17 protein-coding genes and 1 pseudogene are annotated in these 18546 nt (G+C 68.2%); 10 read left to right on the top strand and 8 right to left on the bottom strand.

Translation table 11 applies throughout. The annotated features are described in order from the left end of the window. Positions 1 to 326 (top strand): GAF domain-containing protein (locus tag QH276_RS09485; protein ID WP_348536953.1); only part of this gene is annotated, 326 nt, incomplete at its 5' end. 28 nt (positions 327 to 354) lie between these two features. Here the strand turns inward: QH276_RS09485 and QH276_RS09480 are convergent. Continuing rightward, the gene (locus tag QH276_RS09480; RefSeq protein WP_280398791.1) at positions 355 to 1785 is read right to left on the bottom strand and encodes an LLM class flavin-dependent oxidoreductase; all 1431 of its coding nucleotides are present in this window, start codon (positions 1783 to 1785) and stop codon (positions 355 to 357) included. Further along, entirely contained in the window at positions 1782 to 2999 is a 1218-nt protein-coding gene (locus tag QH276_RS09475) for an acyl-CoA dehydrogenase family protein (RefSeq protein WP_280398792.1), read from the bottom strand. The genes QH276_RS09480 and QH276_RS09475 overlap by 4 nt, the downstream gene beginning before the upstream one ends. 337 nt (positions 3000 to 3336) lie before the next feature. Here QH276_RS09475 and QH276_RS09470 point away from each other — a divergent pair, with 337 nt between their 5' ends. Beyond that, entirely contained in the window at positions 3337 to 4482 is a 1146-nt protein-coding gene (locus QH276_RS09470) for an LLM class flavin-dependent oxidoreductase (RefSeq protein WP_280398793.1), read from the top strand. A gap of 67 nt (positions 4483 to 4549) precedes the next feature. Continuing rightward, complete coding sequence (locus QH276_RS09465; protein ID WP_280398794.1) at positions 4550 to 5377, top strand: class I SAM-dependent methyltransferase; 828 nt, start codon at positions 4550 to 4552, stop codon at positions 5375 to 5377. Positions 5378 to 5503: 126 nt separating this feature from the next. Here QH276_RS09465 and QH276_RS09460 read toward each other — a convergent pair whose 3' ends face one another. The 4 genes from QH276_RS09460 to QH276_RS09445 all read right to left on the bottom strand — a co-directional run bounded on the left by QH276_RS09460 (position 5504) and on the right by QH276_RS09445 (position 9267). Then, positions 5504 to 6709, bottom strand: a complete 1206-nt coding sequence (locus QH276_RS09460; RefSeq protein WP_280398795.1) for an esterase/lipase family protein — start codon at positions 6707 to 6709, stop codon at positions 5504 to 5506. 602 nt (positions 6710 to 7311) lie between these two features. Further along, a complete protein-coding gene (locus QH276_RS09455) occupies positions 7312 to 7650 on the bottom strand; it encodes an ArsR/SmtB family transcription factor (RefSeq protein ID WP_280398796.1) in 339 nt (112 codons plus the stop codon). After that, the gene (locus tag QH276_RS09450; RefSeq protein WP_280398797.1) at positions 7647 to 8096 is read right to left on the bottom strand and encodes an SRPBCC domain-containing protein; all 450 of its coding nucleotides are present in this window, start codon (positions 8094 to 8096) and stop codon (positions 7647 to 7649) included. The genes QH276_RS09455 and QH276_RS09450 overlap by 4 nt, the downstream gene beginning before the upstream one ends. A gap of 118 nt (positions 8097 to 8214) precedes the next feature. After that, on the bottom strand, positions 8215 to 9267 hold the full coding sequence (locus QH276_RS09445) for a saccharopine dehydrogenase family protein (protein ID WP_280398798.1): 1053 nt from the start codon (positions 9265 to 9267) through the stop codon (positions 8215 to 8217). 143 nt (positions 9268 to 9410) lie between these two features. On the opposite strand from QH276_RS09445, the gene QH276_RS09440 reads away from it, so the two are divergent. The 7 genes and pseudogenes from QH276_RS09440 (at position 9411) to QH276_RS09405 (ending at position 16540) form a co-directional block, all read left to right on the top strand. Continuing rightward, entirely contained in the window at positions 9411 to 10406 is a 996-nt protein-coding gene (locus QH276_RS09440; protein ID WP_280398799.1) for an AraC family transcriptional regulator, read from the top strand. 125 nt (positions 10407 to 10531) lie between these two features. Beyond that, the gene (locus tag QH276_RS09435; protein WP_280406699.1) at positions 10532 to 11197 is read left to right on the top strand and encodes a GntR family transcriptional regulator; all 666 of its coding nucleotides are present in this window, start codon (positions 10532 to 10534) and stop codon (positions 11195 to 11197) included. A 305-nt stretch (positions 11198 to 11502) separates the two neighbouring features. Continuing rightward, positions 11503 to 12833, top strand: a pseudogene (locus QH276_RS09430) (nucleobase:cation symporter-2 family protein). After that, entirely contained in the window at positions 12830 to 13888 is a 1059-nt protein-coding gene (locus tag QH276_RS09420) for a ring-opening amidohydrolase (protein ID WP_280398801.1), read from the top strand. The pseudogene QH276_RS09430 and the gene QH276_RS09420 overlap by 4 nt, the downstream one beginning before the upstream one ends. Beyond that, positions 13885 to 15195: a cytosine permease gene (locus QH276_RS09415; RefSeq protein WP_280398802.1), complete on the top strand. Its 1311-nt coding sequence runs from the start codon at positions 13885 to 13887 to the stop codon at positions 15193 to 15195. Before QH276_RS09420 ends, QH276_RS09415 begins: the two co-directional genes overlap by 4 nt. Next, the gene (gene biuH / locus QH276_RS09410; protein ID WP_280398803.1) at positions 15192 to 15893 is read left to right on the top strand and encodes a biuret amidohydrolase; all 702 of its coding nucleotides are present in this window, start codon (positions 15192 to 15194) and stop codon (positions 15891 to 15893) included. Before QH276_RS09415 ends, biuH begins: the two co-directional genes overlap by 4 nt. After that, positions 15890 to 16540 carry an alpha/beta fold hydrolase gene (locus tag QH276_RS09405; RefSeq protein ID WP_280398804.1) on the top strand — a complete coding sequence of 217 codons (651 nt, stop codon included), beginning with the start codon at positions 15890 to 15892 and terminating at the stop codon, positions 16538 to 16540. The genes biuH and QH276_RS09405 overlap by 4 nt, the downstream gene beginning before the upstream one ends. 84 nt (positions 16541 to 16624) lie before the next feature. On the opposite strand, the gene QH276_RS09400 is transcribed toward QH276_RS09405, so the two are convergent. Both QH276_RS09400 and QH276_RS09395 read right to left on the bottom strand, forming a co-directional pair. Next, positions 16625 to 17944: a type II toxin-antitoxin system HipA family toxin gene (locus tag QH276_RS09400; protein WP_280398805.1), complete on the bottom strand. Its 1320-nt coding sequence runs from the start codon at positions 17942 to 17944 to the stop codon at positions 16625 to 16627. Next, positions 17937 to 18263, bottom strand: a complete 327-nt coding sequence (locus QH276_RS09395; protein ID WP_280398806.1) for a helix-turn-helix domain-containing protein — start codon at positions 18261 to 18263, stop codon at positions 17937 to 17939. The genes QH276_RS09400 and QH276_RS09395 overlap by 8 nt, the downstream gene beginning before the upstream one ends. Positions 18264 to 18546 lie beyond the last annotated feature (283 nt).

Here is an 18546-nt window from a genome sequence, read left to right as displayed (position 1 = left end):
ATATTCCCCCCCCCCCCCCCATCGGGGGGGCGCCCCATCCCGGCCAAACCGGGGGGGGGGGGGTTCCCCGGGGGGGGGGGGGGGGGGGCTTCCCCCCCAAAAACCCCCGCCGCACCCAACTGGTCCCCGATGTCCACGCCTTTCCGGGTCATATCGCCTGCGACGCCGACAGCCGATCGGAAATCGTGGTACCGCTGGTCCGCGCCGGCGACCTGATCGGCGTCCTCGACCTCGACAGTCCCCGGCTCGCCCGGTTCGACGAAATCGACCGCCGGGGTATCGAAGCCGTCGCCGAAATCTTCGTCGACTCCCTGACCACCTCCTGAACTCCGATTCGCGTTCGCCCCGCGGCCGCTACCGGGCGAGTTCCTCGGCCGCACCGCGCGCCACGTCGTCCGGCAGCACCGTCGACCTGGGCCCACCGAGCCGGTAGCGCGCACCCCGGTGCTCGGGCGGCAGCCGGTCACCGCGTTCGAACAACGCGTTGCGCAAGGTCCCCGGCACATACCCGGCCGGGTAGGCGCCGCGTTCGGTGAGCACCGGAATCACATACCGGACGATGTCCTCGAAGGTCCCGGGCGTTACGGCGTAGGCGAGATTGAACCCGTCCACATCCGTCTCCGCCACCCATTCCTGCAGCCGATCGGCCACCGTCTCCCCCGACCCGGTGAACACGGGCCCGATCCCGCCGATACCCGCCCACCGGCCGATATCGCGGACCGTCCATTCCCGGCCGTCGTCGTCGAATTCCTGGAACGCGGCCACCGCCGAACGGATCGCGTTGCTCTCGACCGCGCCGATCGGGGCGTCGAGGTCATAACGGGAGAGGTCGATACCCATCCAGCCCGACATGAACACCAGCCCGCCCTCCACACTGGCGTAGGACAGATACTCCTCGTGTTTGCGCCGGGCGGCCTCGTCGGTGGCGTCGGTGACGATGGTCGCCAAGGCGTAGATCCGCGCTGCGTAACGGTCGCGTCCGGCGGTCGCGAGTGCGTCGCGGATGGTCGCCACCGTCTGGGTGAGCACGCGTTTGGACGGTGCGGCCACGAAGATCGCCTCCGCATTCTCCGCCGCGAAGCGCACCCCGCGCGGTGACGCCCCGGCCTGGTAGATCACCGGGGTGCGCTGCGGGGACGGTTCGGACAGGTGGATACCGGGAACGGTGAAATGCTGCCCCGCGTGCCCGATATGGTGCACCTTCGCCGGGTCCACGTAGATATTGCGCACGGGGTCGCGGACCACCGCGTCGTCCTCCCAGGAACCCTCCCACAGCTTGTACAGCACCTCCAGGTATTCGTCGGCCTGGTCGTATCGGTCGTCGTGGTCCAGCTGATCGTCGGCGCCGAAATTCCGTGCTGCCGAGGGCAGATACCCGGTGACCACATTCCAGCCGACTCGTCCGCCGGTCAGGTGATCCAGCGTGGACAGCCGCCGCGCGAACGGATAGGGATGCTCGAAACCGGTACCGGTGGTGATCCCGAAGCCGAGGTGGTCGGTCACCGCGGCCATGGCCGAGACCAGCAGCAGCGGATCGGCCACCGGGATCTGCGCACCCTGGCGCAGCGCGGCGCGATCGTTGCCGCCGTAGACGTCGTAGGTGCCGAGAACATCGGCGATGAACAGCCCGTCGAACCGGCCGCGCTCGAGCAGGCCCGCCAGCTCGGTCCAATAGCTCAGTTCCTTGTACCGGTGCGATCGGTCCGCGGGATGGCGCCACAGTCCGGGTGACTGATGCGCCACGCAGTTCATATCGAAGGCGTTGAAACGGATCCGCCGGGTCATCGTGCCGCTCCGCCGGTCCGCTCGCCCGCACTCCACGCGAACGGGAGTTCGGCGCCGTTGAGCAGGTGGTCGCCGATGGCGCGGGCCTTTTGGATGGCCGGGTTGTGCACCGAGATGGTGCGCGCGTTGCGCCAGTGCCGGTCCAGCCGCAGGCCCTCCGACACGATCGAGGCCCCGCCCACCTCGAACAGCCGGCTGGTGGCGGGGAGTACGGTGTCGATCACCGAGAGCTGCGCTTGGGCCGCCGCCAGCTCGACGGCCACCAGGGCGCCCTCATCCTGCGCCCCGGCGGCCAGTACATCGTCGAGTAGTCCGGCGACCGCCAGCACATTCGCCCGCGCGCTGAACGCGGCCGCCGACAGCTGACCGATCACCTGCTGCACCAGCGGGTCGTGGCGCGGTATATCCGCCACCGAATGGGTGTACCCGCGGCGGCGGCGCGCCACCCACTCACGGGTGTCCCGTTCGGCGCGCTGCGCGATGCCCGCGAGCACGGCGAGCTGCACGAGCTGCAGGTAGGCCGTCGAGTAGGTGGGCCCGGCGACACCGTAGCCCGGTCCGAGCACCCGGTCGGGCGGTACCGCGACATCGGTGAACTCGGTGGTCCCGCTGGCCGTGAGCCGCTGACCGAACCCGTCCCAGTCATCGTGCTGACGCACGCCCTCGGCGGCGGCGTCGACGAGCACCGCGACCCGTTCCCCGTCGCGGTCGGCGGCCACCAGAATGTGGTCGGCGTACAGCGAGCCGGTGCTGTAGTACTTGGTGCCGTTGAGCAACCAGCCGTCACCGGACGGGGTCAGCCGGGTCTGATACCGGTCCACCGCGCCGGTGCCGGGTTCGGTGATCGCGTTCCCCACCAGCGTCCCCTGCGCCGCCGCCCGCAACCACTGGTCCCGTGCGGGCCCGGGCTCGGCGAGCAGCTGATCCTCCACGAACGCGAAATGCACCCGCAGCGCCTGGGGCAGGTTGGATTCGGCGGCGGCGAGTTCGATCAACTGCCGGAACAACTGCCGCACACTCGCGCCGAACCCGCCGTATTCGACCGGCACCCGCAGGGCACCGAACCGCGCCGCGCGCAACCGGCGGACTTCGTCGTGGGCCGGCCGGCGGTCGATTTCGCGGTCGACCGCGCCCGCCGCGATCTCGGCGTAGACCGGCGCGAACAGCGTGTCCAGATCGGCATCGGAAACAGGTTTCGGTGCGGTGGAGGTCATCGGTTCACGATCACCGACCGCGGGTGAACACTCACCCGTTTCGCGCAGCCAGATCGAAACGCCTGCCCATCCGTACCCCGAACAGCGTCACCGCCGCCGAACCGGTGGCGCCTTCGAGCCGCCCCTCTCACGCGCGATACCCGAGAGGCCGCCGTGAGTACCTCGTCGAACTCTGGGCCGGAAAAAAATCCCGGCGATCGGAACGAGTGACCGATCGGTGCGGGGCGGTCAGAATCGACGATCGGTCCGATCCCCGGAGCCCGGCCGGGCAGCGCCCGCCGGCACTCGGCGGTTCGACCCGCGACCCGACCGCCCGCGACCCGCGAAGGATTGCCGAATGAGCCTGTCGTTCCACTGGTTCCTGCCCACCTACGGAGATTCGCGTGGTCTGATGGCCGGGGGGCACGGCACCGCCATGTCCGGCGACCGGCCCGCCTCACTGCGCTACCTGAACCAGATCGCGGGCGCGGCCGAGGAGAACGGCTTCGAAGCGGTACTCACCCCCACCGGCGCCTGGTGCGAGGACGCCTGGCTGGCCACCGCCATGCTGGTGGAAACCACCGAGACCCTGAAGTTCCTGGTGGCGTTCCGGCCCGGGCTGGTGAGCCCTACTCTCGCCGCGCAGATGGCGGGCACCTTCCAGCGCCATTCCCGCGGCCGGCTGTTGCTGAACGTGGTGACCGGCGGCGAACCGCACGAACAGCGCGCCTTCGGCGACTTCCTGGACAAAGAACAGCGTTATGAACGCACGGGGGAATTCCTGCACATCGTGCGCGAGCTGTGGGAATCGCGCGAACCGTTCACTTTCGAGGGCAAGCATCTGCGGGTGCAGAACGCCCTGCTGAACAACCATCCCGACCCCGTGCCCCCGGTGTTCTTCGGCGGGTCGTCCGGGCCGGCGGGTCCGGTCGCCGCCCAGTACGCCGATACCTACCTGACCTGGGGTGAACCCCTGCTCGCGGTCGGCCAGAAGCTGGACTGGATCCGCGGCCTGGCCGCCGACCGGGGTCGCACGCTCGATTTCGGTATCCGCCTGCACGTGATCACTCGCGATACCTCCGAAGCCGCGTGGGCCGAGGCCGACCGCCTGCTCCAGGGCATCGACCCCGCCGATATCGAACGGGTCCAGAACAATCTGGCCGCCAGCGAATCCGAGGGCCAGCGCCGGATGCGCGAACTGCACGGCGGCAGCACCGACCGGCTGGAGATCGCGCCCAATCTGTGGGCCGGTGTCGGCCTGGTCCGCGGCGGCGCGGGTACCGCACTCGTCGGCTCGCACGAGGAGGTCGCCGAACGGCTGATCGAGTACTCCCGTCTCGGTATCACCCATTTCATCCTCTCGGGCTACCCGCACGTCGAAGAGGCGTACTGGTTCGGCGAAGGAGTGCTGCCGATCCTGCAGCAGCGCGGTGTGTGGCGCCGCGCTGTCGACCGGGCCGCCGCACCCGTGGGCACACCGTTCGCCACCGCCTCCACCAGCTGAAACGGACCGGCGACACCCCGCTCGACGTAGCGCACCGTTTTGCCCGGAATCGGGCTACGTTAAGGGGGTGGGTGAGGCGATATCGCTCGGTGCGGTCCAAGAGACCCTGTTGATTCCCCTGTACGGCCGCGCGCAGGATGCCGGGCGGCCGGACAGCATTCTCCGCGATACCAAGGCCATCGAACTGGTCTCCGCGATCGACTACGATTTCGCGAAGTTCCGCGGCCCTTCGCTGCCGGGCTCGGTCCTGCGGGCGTCGATCTTCGACGAATACGTGCGCGCCTTCCTCGCCGACCATCCCGACGCCACCGTGGTCGACCTCGGCTGCGGGCTGTCCACCAGATTCGACCGCCTCGACAACGGCCGGTTGCACTGGTTCGACCTCGACCTGCCCGACACCATGGCACTGCGCCGCAGATTCTTCACCGACCGCGACCGCTACACCATGCTCGACGGCTCGATCCTCGATACCGACTGGTTCGACCGGATCCGCGAACCCGGCGGCCCGGTGTTCCTGCTGAGCGAAGCGGTGCTGCTGTACTTCCCCGCCGGCACCGTGCACGCCACGCTCGCCCGGATCGCGCAGGGTTTCCCCGGCAGCCGGCTCGCGCTGGACACCGGCGGTGCGGCGATGCTGGGCAGCCAGGACCGCAACCCGGTGTTCAAGCAGGTCAGCGCACGAATGGAATGGTTGTGCGACGATCCCGGCGCGCTCGCCGAATACGGTCTCCGGCTCCTCGACTCGCGGACCTTCGCCACTCCCCAACCGGCCGTGGCCCGCATATGGCCCCGGCGCTACCGAATCGGGATGAAGCTCTTGCGCGCGGTGTTCCCGCCGCCGGTCACCACCTACAAGATGAATCTCTTCGAAACCGTCGCACCCACCAGCTCGTAGGAAGCCGAGCGCGCGGCAGCTCGCTGCGGAATGCGAATCGGCCCGAAGCGGCCGGCGGAATACACTACCGCCGAACCGCTTCGGGCCTTGTCCGGTCGATTCCCCATGGGAGGAAGCCGTAGCAGGTCAGAGCTTGCCGCCCCCACCGACCAGCCACGGATTGAACGCGCACACCAGCGGCTGCGCGGGATCCAGGGTGTTCAGGATGATCGACAGCACCCGCGGCGAGTACATCATGTTCAGGTGGTCGGACAGATCCTGTTCACACCCGTCTTGGATGGTGATGTTGCGAACCGTCGCCCCCGGGCCGGGGGTGAGGAAGGTCGAATCGAAGGGGGTCGTGATCTCGTCGTAGCGGCTGCCCACGATCGTGTAGTTCACGCCCGGCAGCGTGTCACCACCGGCGTTCAGGTTGTTGATGAAGTTCGACCCGACCGTCTGCTGGATACCGGAATGGCCCACGAAGATCTCGACCAGCCCCAGCACATCGATCCCGAGGTTGTTGATCGCCCGCCCCAGCGCACCGATTCCGAGCAGTGTGGTTCCGTGGTTCGTGGCACCGAAGGTCATCAGGTGGTTCACCTTCGGGGCGCCACCCTCGAACTTCATGTACTGCCGCGAGACCGCGCCACCCTGGGAGTGACCGACGATATTCACCTTCTGCGCACCGGTGGCCGCCAGCACCCGGTCCACGAACACCGCGATCTGCTTGGCCGAATCCTCGATGTAGCCGGTGCCGTTGCGGCCGGGCAGTACCGGTCCGACCCCACCACCCTGGATGAAATTGGAACGGCCGTAGTTGAAGGTGAAGACGCAGTGCCCGGCGTCGTGGATCGGCTGGGAGATATAGGCGAAGTTGTCGTAGGCGTTCTCCCAGGTGCCGTGGATCAGTACCACGGGCTCCGGATGCTGCGCCGTCGGCTTACAACTCCAATCGTTCGAACCCGGCGGAGCCACCTCCGGATTCAGCAGGCTGTGCCCGAAGGCCGCCAGGAACGCGGTGGCCGGCGGCCCGTACCCCACGGTGTCCGACGAGAATCCGCCGGACAGACCGGAACTCGACCCGGAACCGCCGTAGCAGTCACCGGACCCGTTGCCCGACCCGGTGCCGCTCCCCGAATTACACGCCGACCCCGACGCACTGCCCGAATCGACGATCGGCTTCGCCGCCGGATCCTTCAGCCCCCCGGCGATCACGTCGGCCAGCTGCTGCTCGGTCGGCGCCGCAGCGGGCTGGGCGTTCACGCCCACACCGGGCAACCCCAGCGCGAGAATCGCGGCGCCCGCCACCACAGTGGTACGCAGCGACCCGCGGATGGTTGTTCGCTTCATCAGTTACCTTTCTGCGCACAGGCGCGGTCCGGTTCCCGCAGTGGTGAACCCATTCGCCACACCTGATGACAGCCGATGACGCTAGAACCGATTCGCCGCCATTTCGGTAACCGAAGGAACAGTCCGTGGAATTCACTAACAGCTTTCCGCGCACTCGGGGCCGCGCACAGAATTTCCGGGAACGGCGGCCCCGGAGGCAGGGCTTTCCGCTATCCCGATTGACGCAGGACAGCCTGGGCCACAGGGTATCCGGGCAGCCGGAAACACCCCGAACTGCCCCGACCGGAAAGAAACCGGGACGAACCGATGGGGCCCCCCGCGGGCTGTCGGCCGACTCCGGCGATATCTGTAAACCGCTCTGTGATCAGCCGGCGGGCCACGAATTCCGGTTATCTTTCACCACGCCGCCGATTCCGTGATGGGATGCCGCACAAGGAAATCGCCGGAACGGCCGGAGCTGGCGGCCGCGGTCCCGCGAGCAAACAATCAGCACGCGCATCACCTCCGTAGCCGGAAGCGCCACGAAGACCTGTTCGGCATTGCCGCCGGATCCGGCAGAGGCCGAGCAGGCCGCCGGAGATCTCCGCCGGCGGCCACTCGTTTCAGTCGCCGCGCCGGCGCTGGATTTCTTCCGCGATGCGCTTGATACGGGTCAGGCGCGAATCCCAGGTCCGGCCGACTTCTTTCAATTGCCGGACCGCCCGGGCCAGCTGCGCCTCGTCGACCTCGTAGCGCCGCTCGCGGCCCATCGGCGTCGCGTGCACGAGCCCGGCCCGGTCGAGGACCGTCAGATGTTTGGTGACCGCCTGCCGCGAAATCGGGAGACGTTCACTGAGCCCGGTCGGCGTACCGGGCCCTTCGGTGAGCAGCAGATCGAGCAGCCGGCGCCGGTTGGGGTCCCCGATCGCCGACCACAGCTCGTCGTCGACGGCGACCGTCATCGCAGCACCACGGACGGCGCGTAGTCGCGGAGCTTGGGCAGGTACAGGTCCCAGCCGTGCTCGTGGTCGTGGAACGCCTGCTCCAGCATGGCGGCCTCCCAGCCCTTCTCCCGCCAGCCGCTCTCGGTCAGATGCAGGATCGTGCCGCCATCGGCGGGTTCGAGCTCGAAGGTGACCAGCAGCGAATTGCCCGCCTCGGGCAGCTCACCGTCCGGAGCGATCCAGCGGAATACGAACCGGCGCGGCGGTTCCACCTCGACCACCTTGATCGTTTCCGCCCCGCCGTGCTCGTCGAAGACCAGTGTGCCGACCGAGCCCGGTACCGCGTCGAAGGTCGCGTCGTCGGGCCACCACAACTTCATATGTTCGGGCCGGCTCACCACTTCGAACACGATTTCGGGCGCCGCATCGATACGGATCTCGCGCTCCAGTTTCCCGAATTCCATCCCGCACCTCCATATAGGCAACCATTGGTTGCGCATGACATTAGCCCCGAGACTCCCTATATGCAACCTTTTGTTGCTTATTAGGGGCCCGTTGCCGCCGGCCGGGCACGCCGCAGTGTCACTTCGGTGCCGGAATCACCTCGACGGTCCAGGTGAGGCCGTGGGCGGAGAGGGTTTCCAGGAAGCCGGCGGGATCGAAGGCTTGCGCGGGAGCCCGGACGCCGGCGCCGGTGCCACCTGCCGCCAGTCGCCGAGCTGCTTCGACCACGGCGACGGCGGTGGTTCCGTAGGTGTCGCGGCCGCGGATGACTCCCCGGGTCTGCCGACCTCGATGATCCACGGCGTCGAGCAGGTAGGTGAACTGCTGCGCGGCGCGCTCGTGCTCGGTCGGTCCTGCGGGAAGCCCGGCGATCGATTCCGGCGTGATGGGCGTTTCGAGGCCGGCCTTCAACGTTGCCTCCAGCAGGCTTTCGACATGATCGACCTGCACGTGCCGGGGAATGGTGACCACCTCGCACGTCGGGAGCGCGGCCATCGCGACGGACTCCCCGCCGGGCAGCGTGATTCGATCGCGCCGGGCCGGAACGCCGCTGCGCCAGGCACCGTCGTCATAGGTCAGTCCGCCTGACCGCATAGTGCCCATCGTCACCAGCGCCGAGCGCAGCGATCCGCGTGAAAGACCGGCAGCACCGGAGATGAAGTGGCTGACGGTGATCTCCGCCAGCGGCCCGGTCCGCTCGCCGATCACCTGCGCGAGCAGGTCGCCCGGCAAGCATCCGTCATTGACCGCCGGCACGACCGTGACACCCGCACGCTGGGCGGCGCCGTCGAAGGAATCGAAAACGCCCTTTACATATAGTTGCTCTCCCGCGGTGTCGACATAGTGGGCGCCGGCGGCGATCGCAGCATCGACCAGCACTGCGCCGGAAGTGGTGAACGGTCCCGCACAGTTGATGACGACATCGCTACCCGCCAAAGCGGCGACGAGGCCGGCACGATCGCCGAGGCCGGCCACCCGGAGCTCGGCGCGGGGAATTCCGACCTCGGCGGCCGCAGATTCCAGCCGCCTCCGATCCCGGCCGGCGAGCCGGACTTCCATCCCCCGGCGGGACAACTCGGCAAGGGTGAGCTTGCCCTGATAGCCGTTGGCACCGTAGACGGTGATGAGCATGTCAACTCCTGTGGCTGATCGAGTCCGCCGCATGATCAGCGGCGATTCGAACGTAAAGCCACAAACCGCGACGTTCAATGCGGCATACTCCAGGATTCATACGAATCCGTCTCGATGTAACTCTGATTTGATACTTTTGATGCGTGGATCCCCTTTCCGATGTGGTGGCCGCGATGCGGATCGGCGTGCCCCATTCGGGCCGTGTCAGCCACCATGCGCCGTTCGGGCGGCGGTTTCCCGCCTTCGATGCCGCAGGATTTCACGTGGTTCTGGCGGGCACCTGCTGGTTCCTGCCCCCGGCCGGCGATCCGATCGCGCTGCGGCCGGGAGATATCGTCCTGCTCCCCGGAGGATGCGCCCATGGGCTGGCCGACGATCCGGCCACCCCACTACGTCCCGCTGCCACCTCGTCCCGCCGGGTGAACCCGCGCCCGCCCCGGCCGGACACCGCCACCGAACCGGGACCGGAGACCGTACTGCTGTGCGGTGCGTACCTGCTCGATCGAAACCGGTCGCACCCGATGCTCGCCGACCTACCCGAGTTCATCCACCTGCCCGCCCCGGAAACTCGCCACACCCCGATCGGGGCGATCGTCGACCTACTCGACGGCGAACTCACCAGCGAGCAGCCTGGACACGATGCCTTGCTCCGCTCGCTGCTGGACGCCCTACTGCTGCACATCCTGCGCCGCTGGCTCGACCGCCGAGCCGACACCGGGTGGTCGGCCGCGCTGCACGACCCGACTGTCGCCGCGGCGCTCTCGGCGATCCACGGCTCGCCCGGCCACGGCTGGACTGTCGCCGAACTCGCCGCCCACGCGGGGGTTTCGCGGGCAGGCTTCGCCCGCCGATTCACCGAACTGATCGGCCGGCCGCCCATCGCCTACCTCACCTGGTGGCGCATGACCCTGGCGGCTCGGCAACTGCGCGACACCGACACAGCGCTGACGGTCATCGCCCGCGACGCCGGCTATTCCTCCGAATTCGCGTTCGCCCACGCGTTCAAAAACGAATTCGGCTGCCCGCCAGGTCAGTACCGGAGAATGAATCGGCCGGTTCATCGACCCGATCGGTACACGGCTCGATCGAGCAGCTCCGCGGCTCGCGCAGCCAGACCCGCCGCCGAATCGGCGGAATAGCCCCGGCCATCCGCCACCCAGGACAGCCCACACCTACATTTCGCGGTCCACGTCGGCAGCCGCACGGCCGCTGTGCCGCCACTCCGGAATCAGGTCGCCGGGGTGATGACCATTACCCTCACAGAGTGACCGCTTCGCAGCACACCGGCCGGACCGCGCCTCGCGCGGCGGTCGCGGATGCGCTGCGCGAGGATATTCTCGCCGGGCGGTTGTCACCTGGGGATCGGCTGCGGGAAGTGGATCTGGCCGAGCGGTTCGGGGTTTCGCGGATCCCGGTGCGCGAGGCACTGTCGCAGTTGCAGAGCGAAGGGTTCGTCACGCTCGTTCGGTATCGCGGGGCGACCGTTTCCGCGCCGTCCGGGTCGGCGGCGCGGGAGCTGGTGCAGATCCGGCGGGGGCTGGAGGTGCTGGCGGCGCAGCTGGCGGCGGAGAACCGGGGCGGGGCGGTGGCCGGGGAGCTGGCGCGGGTGGTGGAGCTGGGGCGGTCGGTCGATATCGCGCACGACCACGACGAGTTGCCCTCCTTGACGCTGCGGTTTCACATGCTGGTGGCGGAGGCGTCCGGAAATCAGCAACTCCAGGTCATGCTGGAGCAGATCTTGGAGCGCGTGTCGTGGATATTCGGCCAGCGGCTGGATACCAGGACGCCCGTGTCGTGGAGTGATCACGCCGCGATCGCCCAGGCCGTTCTCAGCGGGTCGCCGGTGCAGGCGGGTTACTTGATGGACGAACACATCGCCCGCGACGAACGCCTGCTCGACGACCTGGATGCCGACAGCGCCGGGGACTGAGCCCGCCGCACCGCACCGGCGCCGAAGGCCGGCCTCGCGCGACACGGCTCTCCGTCGTGGTCCCGTAGTACGAGGGATGGGCCGGATCCATGACTTCGAGCGGCCGGGGCCGTTTCCGCACTTGCCCGGCGCCGGGGCTTTCTCCTTGCGGTGAGGTAGTCGTCCAAAGGTTGTATACAAGAATCTCGCCATAGCTCCGATCACTTGCATAGTTCACGGCGATGGAACGTTGAGCAACATCGCGGAAACGTTGTTTGTATACAAATTCTGGTGTTGCTTATTTCTTCTGCCCGAGGCCAGGTCCTATGTCCACCGACGCCGCCCCGCCCCAGTCGCCGCCGCTGAATCCACCGCCCACACTGTCCTTCTGGCGCACAGCGCTTTTCGGTATCCAGCATGTGCTCGTCATGTACACCGGCTGTGTCGCGGTGCCGCTGGTGTTCGGCGCCGCGCTCGGGCTGGACACCTCCACCATCGCGACCCTCGTGAACGCCGACCTGCTGGTCGCCGGCGTCATCACCCTGGTGCAGGCCCTCGGCATCGGGAAGTTGCTGGGGGCGCGGATGCCGGTGGTGGCGGGGGCATCCTTCACCGCGGTGACGCCGATGATCCTGATCGGTGAGGAGTACGGGCTGTCCGCGGTGTACGGCGCGATGATCGCGGCCGGGATATTCGGTGTGCTGGTCGCGGTGCCGTTTTCCAAGCTGGTGCGGTTCTTCCCGCCGATGGTGCGCGGGGCGGCGGTCACCATGATCGGGCTGTCGCTGATCGGCAAGGCCGTATCCATGACTTTCGGCGACGAGCCCGCGGGTGGCGCTCCCCTGGCGCTGGCGGCGGGGGTGGTTGTCACCATCATCGCGCTGATGCGCTACGGCCGGGGGCTGATCGCCCAGTCGGCGGTGCTGATCGCACTGGTGCTGGGCACTCTCGCCGCGGCCGCGTTCTCACTCACCGATTTCAGCGCGGTGGGCAGCGCCGCCTGGTTCGGGTTGCCGAACCCGTTCCTCTTCGGCACCCCGACCTTCCCCATCGCGGGCATCATCTCGATGTGCCTGGTGATGCTGGTGATCTTCACCGAGTCCACCGCCTACCTGATGGCTACGGCCGACAACCTCGGCCACCCCCTGGACCGGAAGCAACTGGCCCGCGGATTGAGTGCCGACGGCGCCTCCGCGGTGCTGGCCGGTTTCCTGACCTCGTTCCGGACACGATCTTCGCGCAGAACGTGAGCCTGGTGCGGATGACCGGTGTCGCGAGCCGCGGCGCGGTCGCCGTGGCCGGCGGGTTGCTGGTGGCGCTGGGCCTGGTCCCCAAGATGGGCGAAATCGTCGCCAATCTGCCGGGGCCGGTGATCGGCTCGGTGAGCCTGGTCATGTTCGCCACGGTCGCGGGCGTCGGCATCGCGACGCTGGCGCGGGTGGATTACCGCCGTAACGACAACCTGCTCGTGGTCTCGCTGGCGATGGGCATCGGGATGATCCCGGTGGTCGCCCCGGAGGTGTACGAGGGGCTGCCGTCGTCGGTGCGGATCATCGCCGGGGGCGCGATCACCAGCACGGTCATCGTGGCGTTCGTCCTGAATCTCCTGTTCAACCATCTCACCCCGACCCGGACTTCGAAGGAGAGCGCCGTATGACCGGTATCGCCCTGCTCACCGTGCCCACCGCCGACCCCGGCGATACCCGCCCCCTCGATACTCTCCGCGAATCCGGTTACAGCTCGGACGATCTCGTCTCGGTGATCGGCAAGACCGAAGGAAACGGCTGCGTCAACGATTTCAGCCGCGGCCTGGCCGCCACGGTTTGGGAGCCGCGGATCCCGGCGGCCGCGGTCACCGTGTTCTCCGGTGGCACCGAGGGTGTGCTGAGCCCGCACGTGAACCTCTTCGTCCGCGACGAGGCCCGCCATCCCGGGTTCGATCGCGGCCTGGTCGCCGCGGCCCGGCGCAGCCGCGCGCTCGAACCCGCCGAGATCGGCCGTGCCGCCCAGGTGGACACCGTCACCGATACGGTCGGCAAACTGCTGGCCGAGCTGGGTGTCACCCCGGCCGATGTGCATCTGGTCCTGGTGAAATGCCCGCTGCTCACCTCCGATGCCATCGCCGCGGTGTACGCCGCCGGACAGGTACCCGTCGCGACCGACACCTACGCGTCCATGGGCCACTCCCGGGCGGCGAGTGCGCTGGGCATCGCCGTCGCACTGGGTGAATGCGATCGGGAGACCGCATTGCGCGCACTCGCCGGGGAGACCGACGTGTGGTCGGCCCGCGCCTCGGCCAGCGCCGGTGCCGAACTCGACGACTGCCACATCCTGGTGATCGCCGAAAGTCCTACGGCGGCAAACCCGTTGCGGGCGGTCCACGGCCATATGGCCGACGCCATCGACCTCGCCGGGGTGCAGCGGTTGCTGTCCCGGGTGGCCGCCGAGGGCGGCACGGTGCGCCAGATCTTCGCCAAGGCCGAAGCCGACCCCACCGGTTCGGTACGCGGCCTGCGCCACACCATGCTCACCGACTCCGATATCAACGCCACCCGGCACGCCCGCGCCGCCGTCGGCGGCCTGCTGGCCGGGCTCAAGGGCGACGGCGCGGTGTACGTCTCCGGCGGTGCCGAACACCAGGGCCCGCCGGGCGGCGGCAGCATCACCGTGATCTACGAACTCCCCACCCCCGAACGGAACGACGCGTCATGACCACCACCCGCACCGAAGTCGAGAACAACTGGGAGATAGAGGAATTCGAAGACCGCCCGGTGCCCGCCGACCGCCGCCGCGGCCTCGGTTCGGTCTCCGCGGTGTGGTTCGGTTTCCCGATGGTGCTGACCTGCGCCATCTTCGGCGGGCTGATCGTGTACTCGCTCGGGTTCTGGCTGGGCCTGCTCGCCATCGCGGTCGGCAATATCTGCATGCTGCTCTACGTCGGCGGGCTGAGTGTGATCGCCGGGCGTACCGGTAAGAACTTCGCGCTCACCGCCGCCGAGAGTTTCGGCAAGGCGGGGGCGTTCCTGCCGTCGGCGTTCCTGGCGACCATCGTGATCGGCTGGTTCGCCTTCCAGACCGGAATGGCGGGCGCGATCCTGCACGACACCCTCGGCTGGCACGAACAGTTCACCGCGCTCGCGGCGGGGATCGCGTTCATCGGGGTCACCCTGCTCGGCATCCGGGCGCTGTCGGCGATCGGTATGGTCGCGGCCCCGGTCTACGTGATGCTCGGGCTGGTCGCCGTCGGGCTGGCCGTCGCCGACGGCGGCGGTTCACCCACTTCCTACCAGGGCGGCGCGGGCGCGGCCGCCATGAGTTTCGGCGCCGCGGTGACGCTGGTGATCGCCTCGTTCGTCGATTCCGGCACCATGACCGCCGATTTCACCCGGTGGTCGCGTAACGGCCGCGAGGCCTTCCTCGCCGCCGCATCGGCGTTCCCGGTGGGCAATTCGATCGCGCTGGTGATCGGCGGTCTGGTCGTGGCGCTCGGCGGCAGCGCCGATCCCGCGGCCGACGGCGGGAATTTCCTCGGACTGCTGGTCGATCACGGCGGGTTGCTGGTGCCGCTGGCCGTGGCGTTCGTGTTCATCAACCTGGGCTCGGTCTGCGCCCACTGCCTGTACAACGGCGCGGTGGGCTGGAGCCAGCTCTCCGGCGGCAAGATGCGGCGGCTCACCCTGATCCTCGGCGCGGTCGGGGTGGTGCTCGCGGTGGCAGGGATCTGGTCGTACTTCGAGCAGTGGCTCAACCTGCTGGGCGTGATCGTGCCGCCGATCGGCGCGGTCGTCATCTTGGATCAGCTGGTCCTCCCCCGGTTCGGGCTCGGCGCCGGCGACCGCCGCGCCCGCTGGCACCGGCCCGCCTTCCTCGCCTGGGCCGGTGGCGCCGTCGCGGCCCTGATCACCCACGAGTTCGCGCCCTGGCTGTCCGACGCCGTCATCGGTTTCGTGGTGGCCGCCCTCATCCTCACCCTCTGCGCGACCCTCGCCGCGCGACGCACCAAGGAGATTCCCGCATGACCCCCACCACCGTGGACGCCACCCCCTACACCTGGCCCTTCGACGGCCCCATCGACCCGGCCCGCACCGCGTTGCTGCTGATCGACTGGCAGACCGATTTCTGCGGCCCCGGCGGCTACGTCGACCAGATGGGCTACGACCTCGCACTCACCCGCGCCGGCCTCGAACCCACCGCCCGCGTGCTCGCCGCGGCCCGCGATATCGGTTTCACCGTTGTTCACACCCGCGAAGGCCACCGGCCCGACCTGTCCGATCTGCCCGCGAACAAGCGCTGGCGGTCCGCGCAGGTCGGCGCCGAAATCGGCAGCGTCGGGCCGTGCGGGCGCATCCTGGTGCGCGGCGAACCCGGCTGGGAGATCGTGCCCGAGGTCGCCCCGATCCCCGGCGAACCGATCGTCGACAAACCGGGCAAGGGCGCCTTCTACGCCACCGACCTCGACCTGCTGCTGCGCAGCGCCGGTATCACCCACCTCGTGCTCACCGGGATCACCACCGATGTCTGCGTGCACACCACCATGCGCGAAGCCAACGACCGCGGCTACGAATGCCTGGTGCTCGCCGACTGCACCGGTGCCACCGAGCAGAAACACCACGAGGCCGCGCTGAGCATGGTCACCATGCAGGGCGGGATCTTCGGCGCGGTCGCCACCTCCGACCAGCTGCTCGCCGCGCTCGGGAAGCAGACCGTCACCGCATGAGGGTCGTCCTGATCCACGGGGTCGCCACGGACAGCCGGGTGTGGGCGGCCACGGTCGCCGCACTCGGCCCCTCTGTGGACGTCCACTGCCCCGACCGGCCCCAATCCGGTGATATGGACACCGAAATCGCCGCCCTCGCACCGCTGTGCGAGGGGGCGTTGGTGGTCGGGGTCAGCGGCGGAGCGACGCTGGGGTTGGAACTCGCGGCCCGCGGGGTGGAGTACGCCGGGGCACTGCTGCACGAGCCGGCCGCGGGCTCGCTGGCCCCCGGACTGCTCGACGAGGTCGCGCGGGCCTTCGCCCGCGACGGGGTCGCCGGATTCGGCCGCGCCCTGTACGGATCGTCGTGGTCGCCGGAGATGACCGCTGCGACCTCGGAAACGGTCGCAGGCGAACTGAGCATGTTCCGCCGATTCGAACCGGAACCCCTCGGTACGCGGGCGGGCCGGACCACCCTTTCCGTCGGGCAGAATTCACCCGCACCCCGGCACGATTCGGTGGCCGCTCTCGCCCGAGTCCTCGGCACGACCCGATACGAGTTTCCGGGTGTGGGCCATGCCCCGCATCTGGAAAACGCACCGGCCCTCGCCGAAACAATCAACCGCCTTTCCGGCGCCGAGCATCACAGCAGACCGGCCGTGTCGTGACCGGACAAAGCAGTTCGGCTGCACGGTAACCGACCACGCCACCTTGGGATCGAGGCTCACTCGGGTGGTAACCGACGGAGAGATTCACTGATCCGTTTTCGTGACTGGTTGGATTCCTCCGGACCCGGGGGAACGCGGAACGGATCTGCGCACTTCCGTGGTATCGATCGTGGAGCAGTGCGCCGCCACCGTATCCACCAGACGGGCACGAAACGAGGCAGGCTCGACTGTCCGGACACCACCGGCCTCCGACAGAGCGTCCGGTAGCGCAGCGGCGAGTTCCCGCGTCCGGGCGACCAGCCGCTCCGGATCGGTTCCGATACTGTGGGCGAATTTCGCTACGTGATGGAGCGTGACTTCGCCGAATCGGGCGCGACCGCCGATCGGCATGGCCACTCTGCCGAGCGCCGATCCGCGTTCGGGGTCGTACGGAAGCGAACTCGCCACGTCATAGCTCGGTGCGAGGACGACGTCGAAGCCGTCGAGGATCACCGAATAGTTCTTGGCGTGGGCGTCGGGTGCACCGAGGAGGTACTGCGCAACGACGTTGTCCGCGAACCGGTCCACGTCCTGTGGGGTGGCCTCCCGACCCAGCAGCCGGGCTATCGCAGCTGCCGAAGGCCCACCTTCGGATGCATATTTCCGCTCCGGACGCACCGCCAATGCTTGGCACATGTCTTCCTGATGCAGACGAATCACTGTTCCGCCGGGAGCCGGCAATCGGTCGTACCGTTCGACCACCAGTGCGGGCTCGCCGTCGAAATCGGTGAATTCGGATACCGCGGCGCTTATTCCGAGAGCGGCCAACGCCCGCAGACAGAGATGTTCGTTGAAGGCCTGGTCGCCGAAGCGTGTGATTCCGGGTTTCACGATATGAGTGCTCGCGGAGTTGCCATGTGCGTACGCCCATTTGCCGTCAGCTGTGCGCACGATCGCGAACTTGGATTGGGCCCCCGCAAGGCTCCAGCGTTCATCGGACCGGATCCAGTACTGAGGCGCTCGTCGCAGCTCCCGCAGCCGGTCGCCGATCTGGCGGTCGGTGACCGGCTCGACGCGGCCGGGGCGGGTCAGCATCTCTTGGAGTTCTTCGGGCGTGGCGAGCTGGACCGCCCCCGCGCAATCGCGGCCGATCTGTTCCAATAGTTCGGTCGGGTCACCGGAGGGAACTCCGAGCGCGCGGGCCAGCCCTTCGCGAACGTTCGCGTCATCGGGCAAAAGGTTCATCAGCCACGGCGCCGTGACCCGATGATCGTAGGTCCGCGCGGCCACCGGCATCGACAACGACAGTGGAGTGGGCTCCGGGTCGTCGGCATAGTCCTCGAGGTAGGTGAACCGAGGGCGCCCACCGGTATGAGTCACCGCGCCGGCGACCCTGCCGTTCAGCACTACGAGAAGGTCACTCATGATCGTCGAAGGCGCTTGATTCCGGCGCCTGCCCACGCCGAATCCTGCTGATCAGGTCCTGCACTGCCTGCCTGTCTTTCTCCGGGGCCGCGCGCTGCTCCGACGGGACAGCCACCAGCCGCATCCCCAGCGCGTCGGCGATTTGCGCAACACCGGCGATCTCGCTCCGCGGGCTACCTGCCTCGACTCGGCTGACGAGCTGACGGGAGACTCCGGCCAGCTCTCCCAGTTGATGCTGGGTCAACCCCGCCTGCATACGAGCTTTACGTAGCGCCGCACCCAGCTGAACAATACGGCGGGGGATTCGCGACTGAGCCATGATGTTAGGGTACCGCAACATCATATTGGTGACGTAAATCCATAACATCTTCGAGGTACATACGATTTTTTAATCGATTGATGTCATGGTTCCGCAACATTTGCCTTAGGTTATGGAACCATAACGTTTCGGGTGGTGGTTCGGCTTCGCGGCCGACGGTGCTTCGGGCCCCGCTCGGTCGGGGGGGGGGGCGGGGGGGGGCGCCCGGGCCCGCCCACACGCCAAGGCGGCCCCGCCGTAGCCGTCGTCATAGCTGTCGTCGTAGTCGCCGGAATACTGTTCG

This window comes from Nocardia carnea (assembly GCF_029869215.1).
Taxonomy (GTDB): domain Bacteria; phylum Actinomycetota; class Actinomycetes; order Mycobacteriales; family Mycobacteriaceae; genus Nocardia; species Nocardia carnea_B.
Note: the sequence above shows the minus strand (reverse complement) of the source record. Positions and strands in the feature narration are given on the sequence as shown.

Bases quoted from the DNA above. Each gene is read 5' to 3' on its own strand.
- QH276_RS09480 (WP_280398791.1), bottom strand. From the start codon at position 1,785: ATGACCCGGCGGATCCGTTTCAACGCCTTCGATATGAACTGCGTGGCG.
- QH276_RS09420 (WP_280398801.1), top strand. From the start codon at position 12,830: ATGACCGGTATCGCCCTGCTCACCGTGCCCACCGCCGACCCCGGCGAT.
- QH276_RS09470 (WP_280398793.1), top strand. From the start codon at position 3,337: ATGAGCCTGTCGTTCCACTGGTTCCTGCCCACCTACGGAGATTCGCGT.
- QH276_RS09445 (WP_280398798.1), bottom strand. From the start codon at position 9,267: ATGCTCATCACCGTCTACGGTGCCAACGGCTATCAGGGCAAGCTCACC.
- biuH (WP_280398803.1), top strand. From the start codon at position 15,192: ATGACCCCCACCACCGTGGACGCCACCCCCTACACCTGGCCCTTCGAC.
- QH276_RS09460 (WP_280398795.1), bottom strand. From the start codon at position 6,709: ATGAAGCGAACAACCATCCGCGGGTCGCTGCGTACCACTGTGGTGGCG.
- QH276_RS09450 (WP_280398797.1), bottom strand. From the start codon at position 8,096: ATGGAATTCGGGAAACTGGAGCGCGAGATCCGTATCGATGCGGCGCCC.
- QH276_RS09475 (WP_280398792.1), bottom strand. From the start codon at position 2,999: ATGACCTCCACCGCACCGAAACCTGTTTCCGATGCCGATCTGGACACG.
- QH276_RS09415 (WP_280398802.1), top strand. From the start codon at position 13,885: ATGACCACCACCCGCACCGAAGTCGAGAACAACTGGGAGATAGAGGAA.
- QH276_RS09395 (WP_280398806.1), bottom strand. From the start codon at position 18,263: ATGGCTCAGTCGCGAATCCCCCGCCGTATTGTTCAGCTGGGTGCGGCG.
- QH276_RS09405 (WP_280398804.1), top strand. From the start codon at position 15,890: ATGAGGGTCGTCCTGATCCACGGGGTCGCCACGGACAGCCGGGTGTGG.
- QH276_RS09455 (WP_280398796.1), bottom strand. From the start codon at position 7,650: ATGACGGTCGCCGTCGACGACGAGCTGTGGTCGGCGATCGGGGACCCC.
- QH276_RS09400 (WP_280398805.1), bottom strand. From the start codon at position 17,944: ATGAGTGACCTTCTCGTAGTGCTGAACGGCAGGGTCGCCGGCGCGGTG.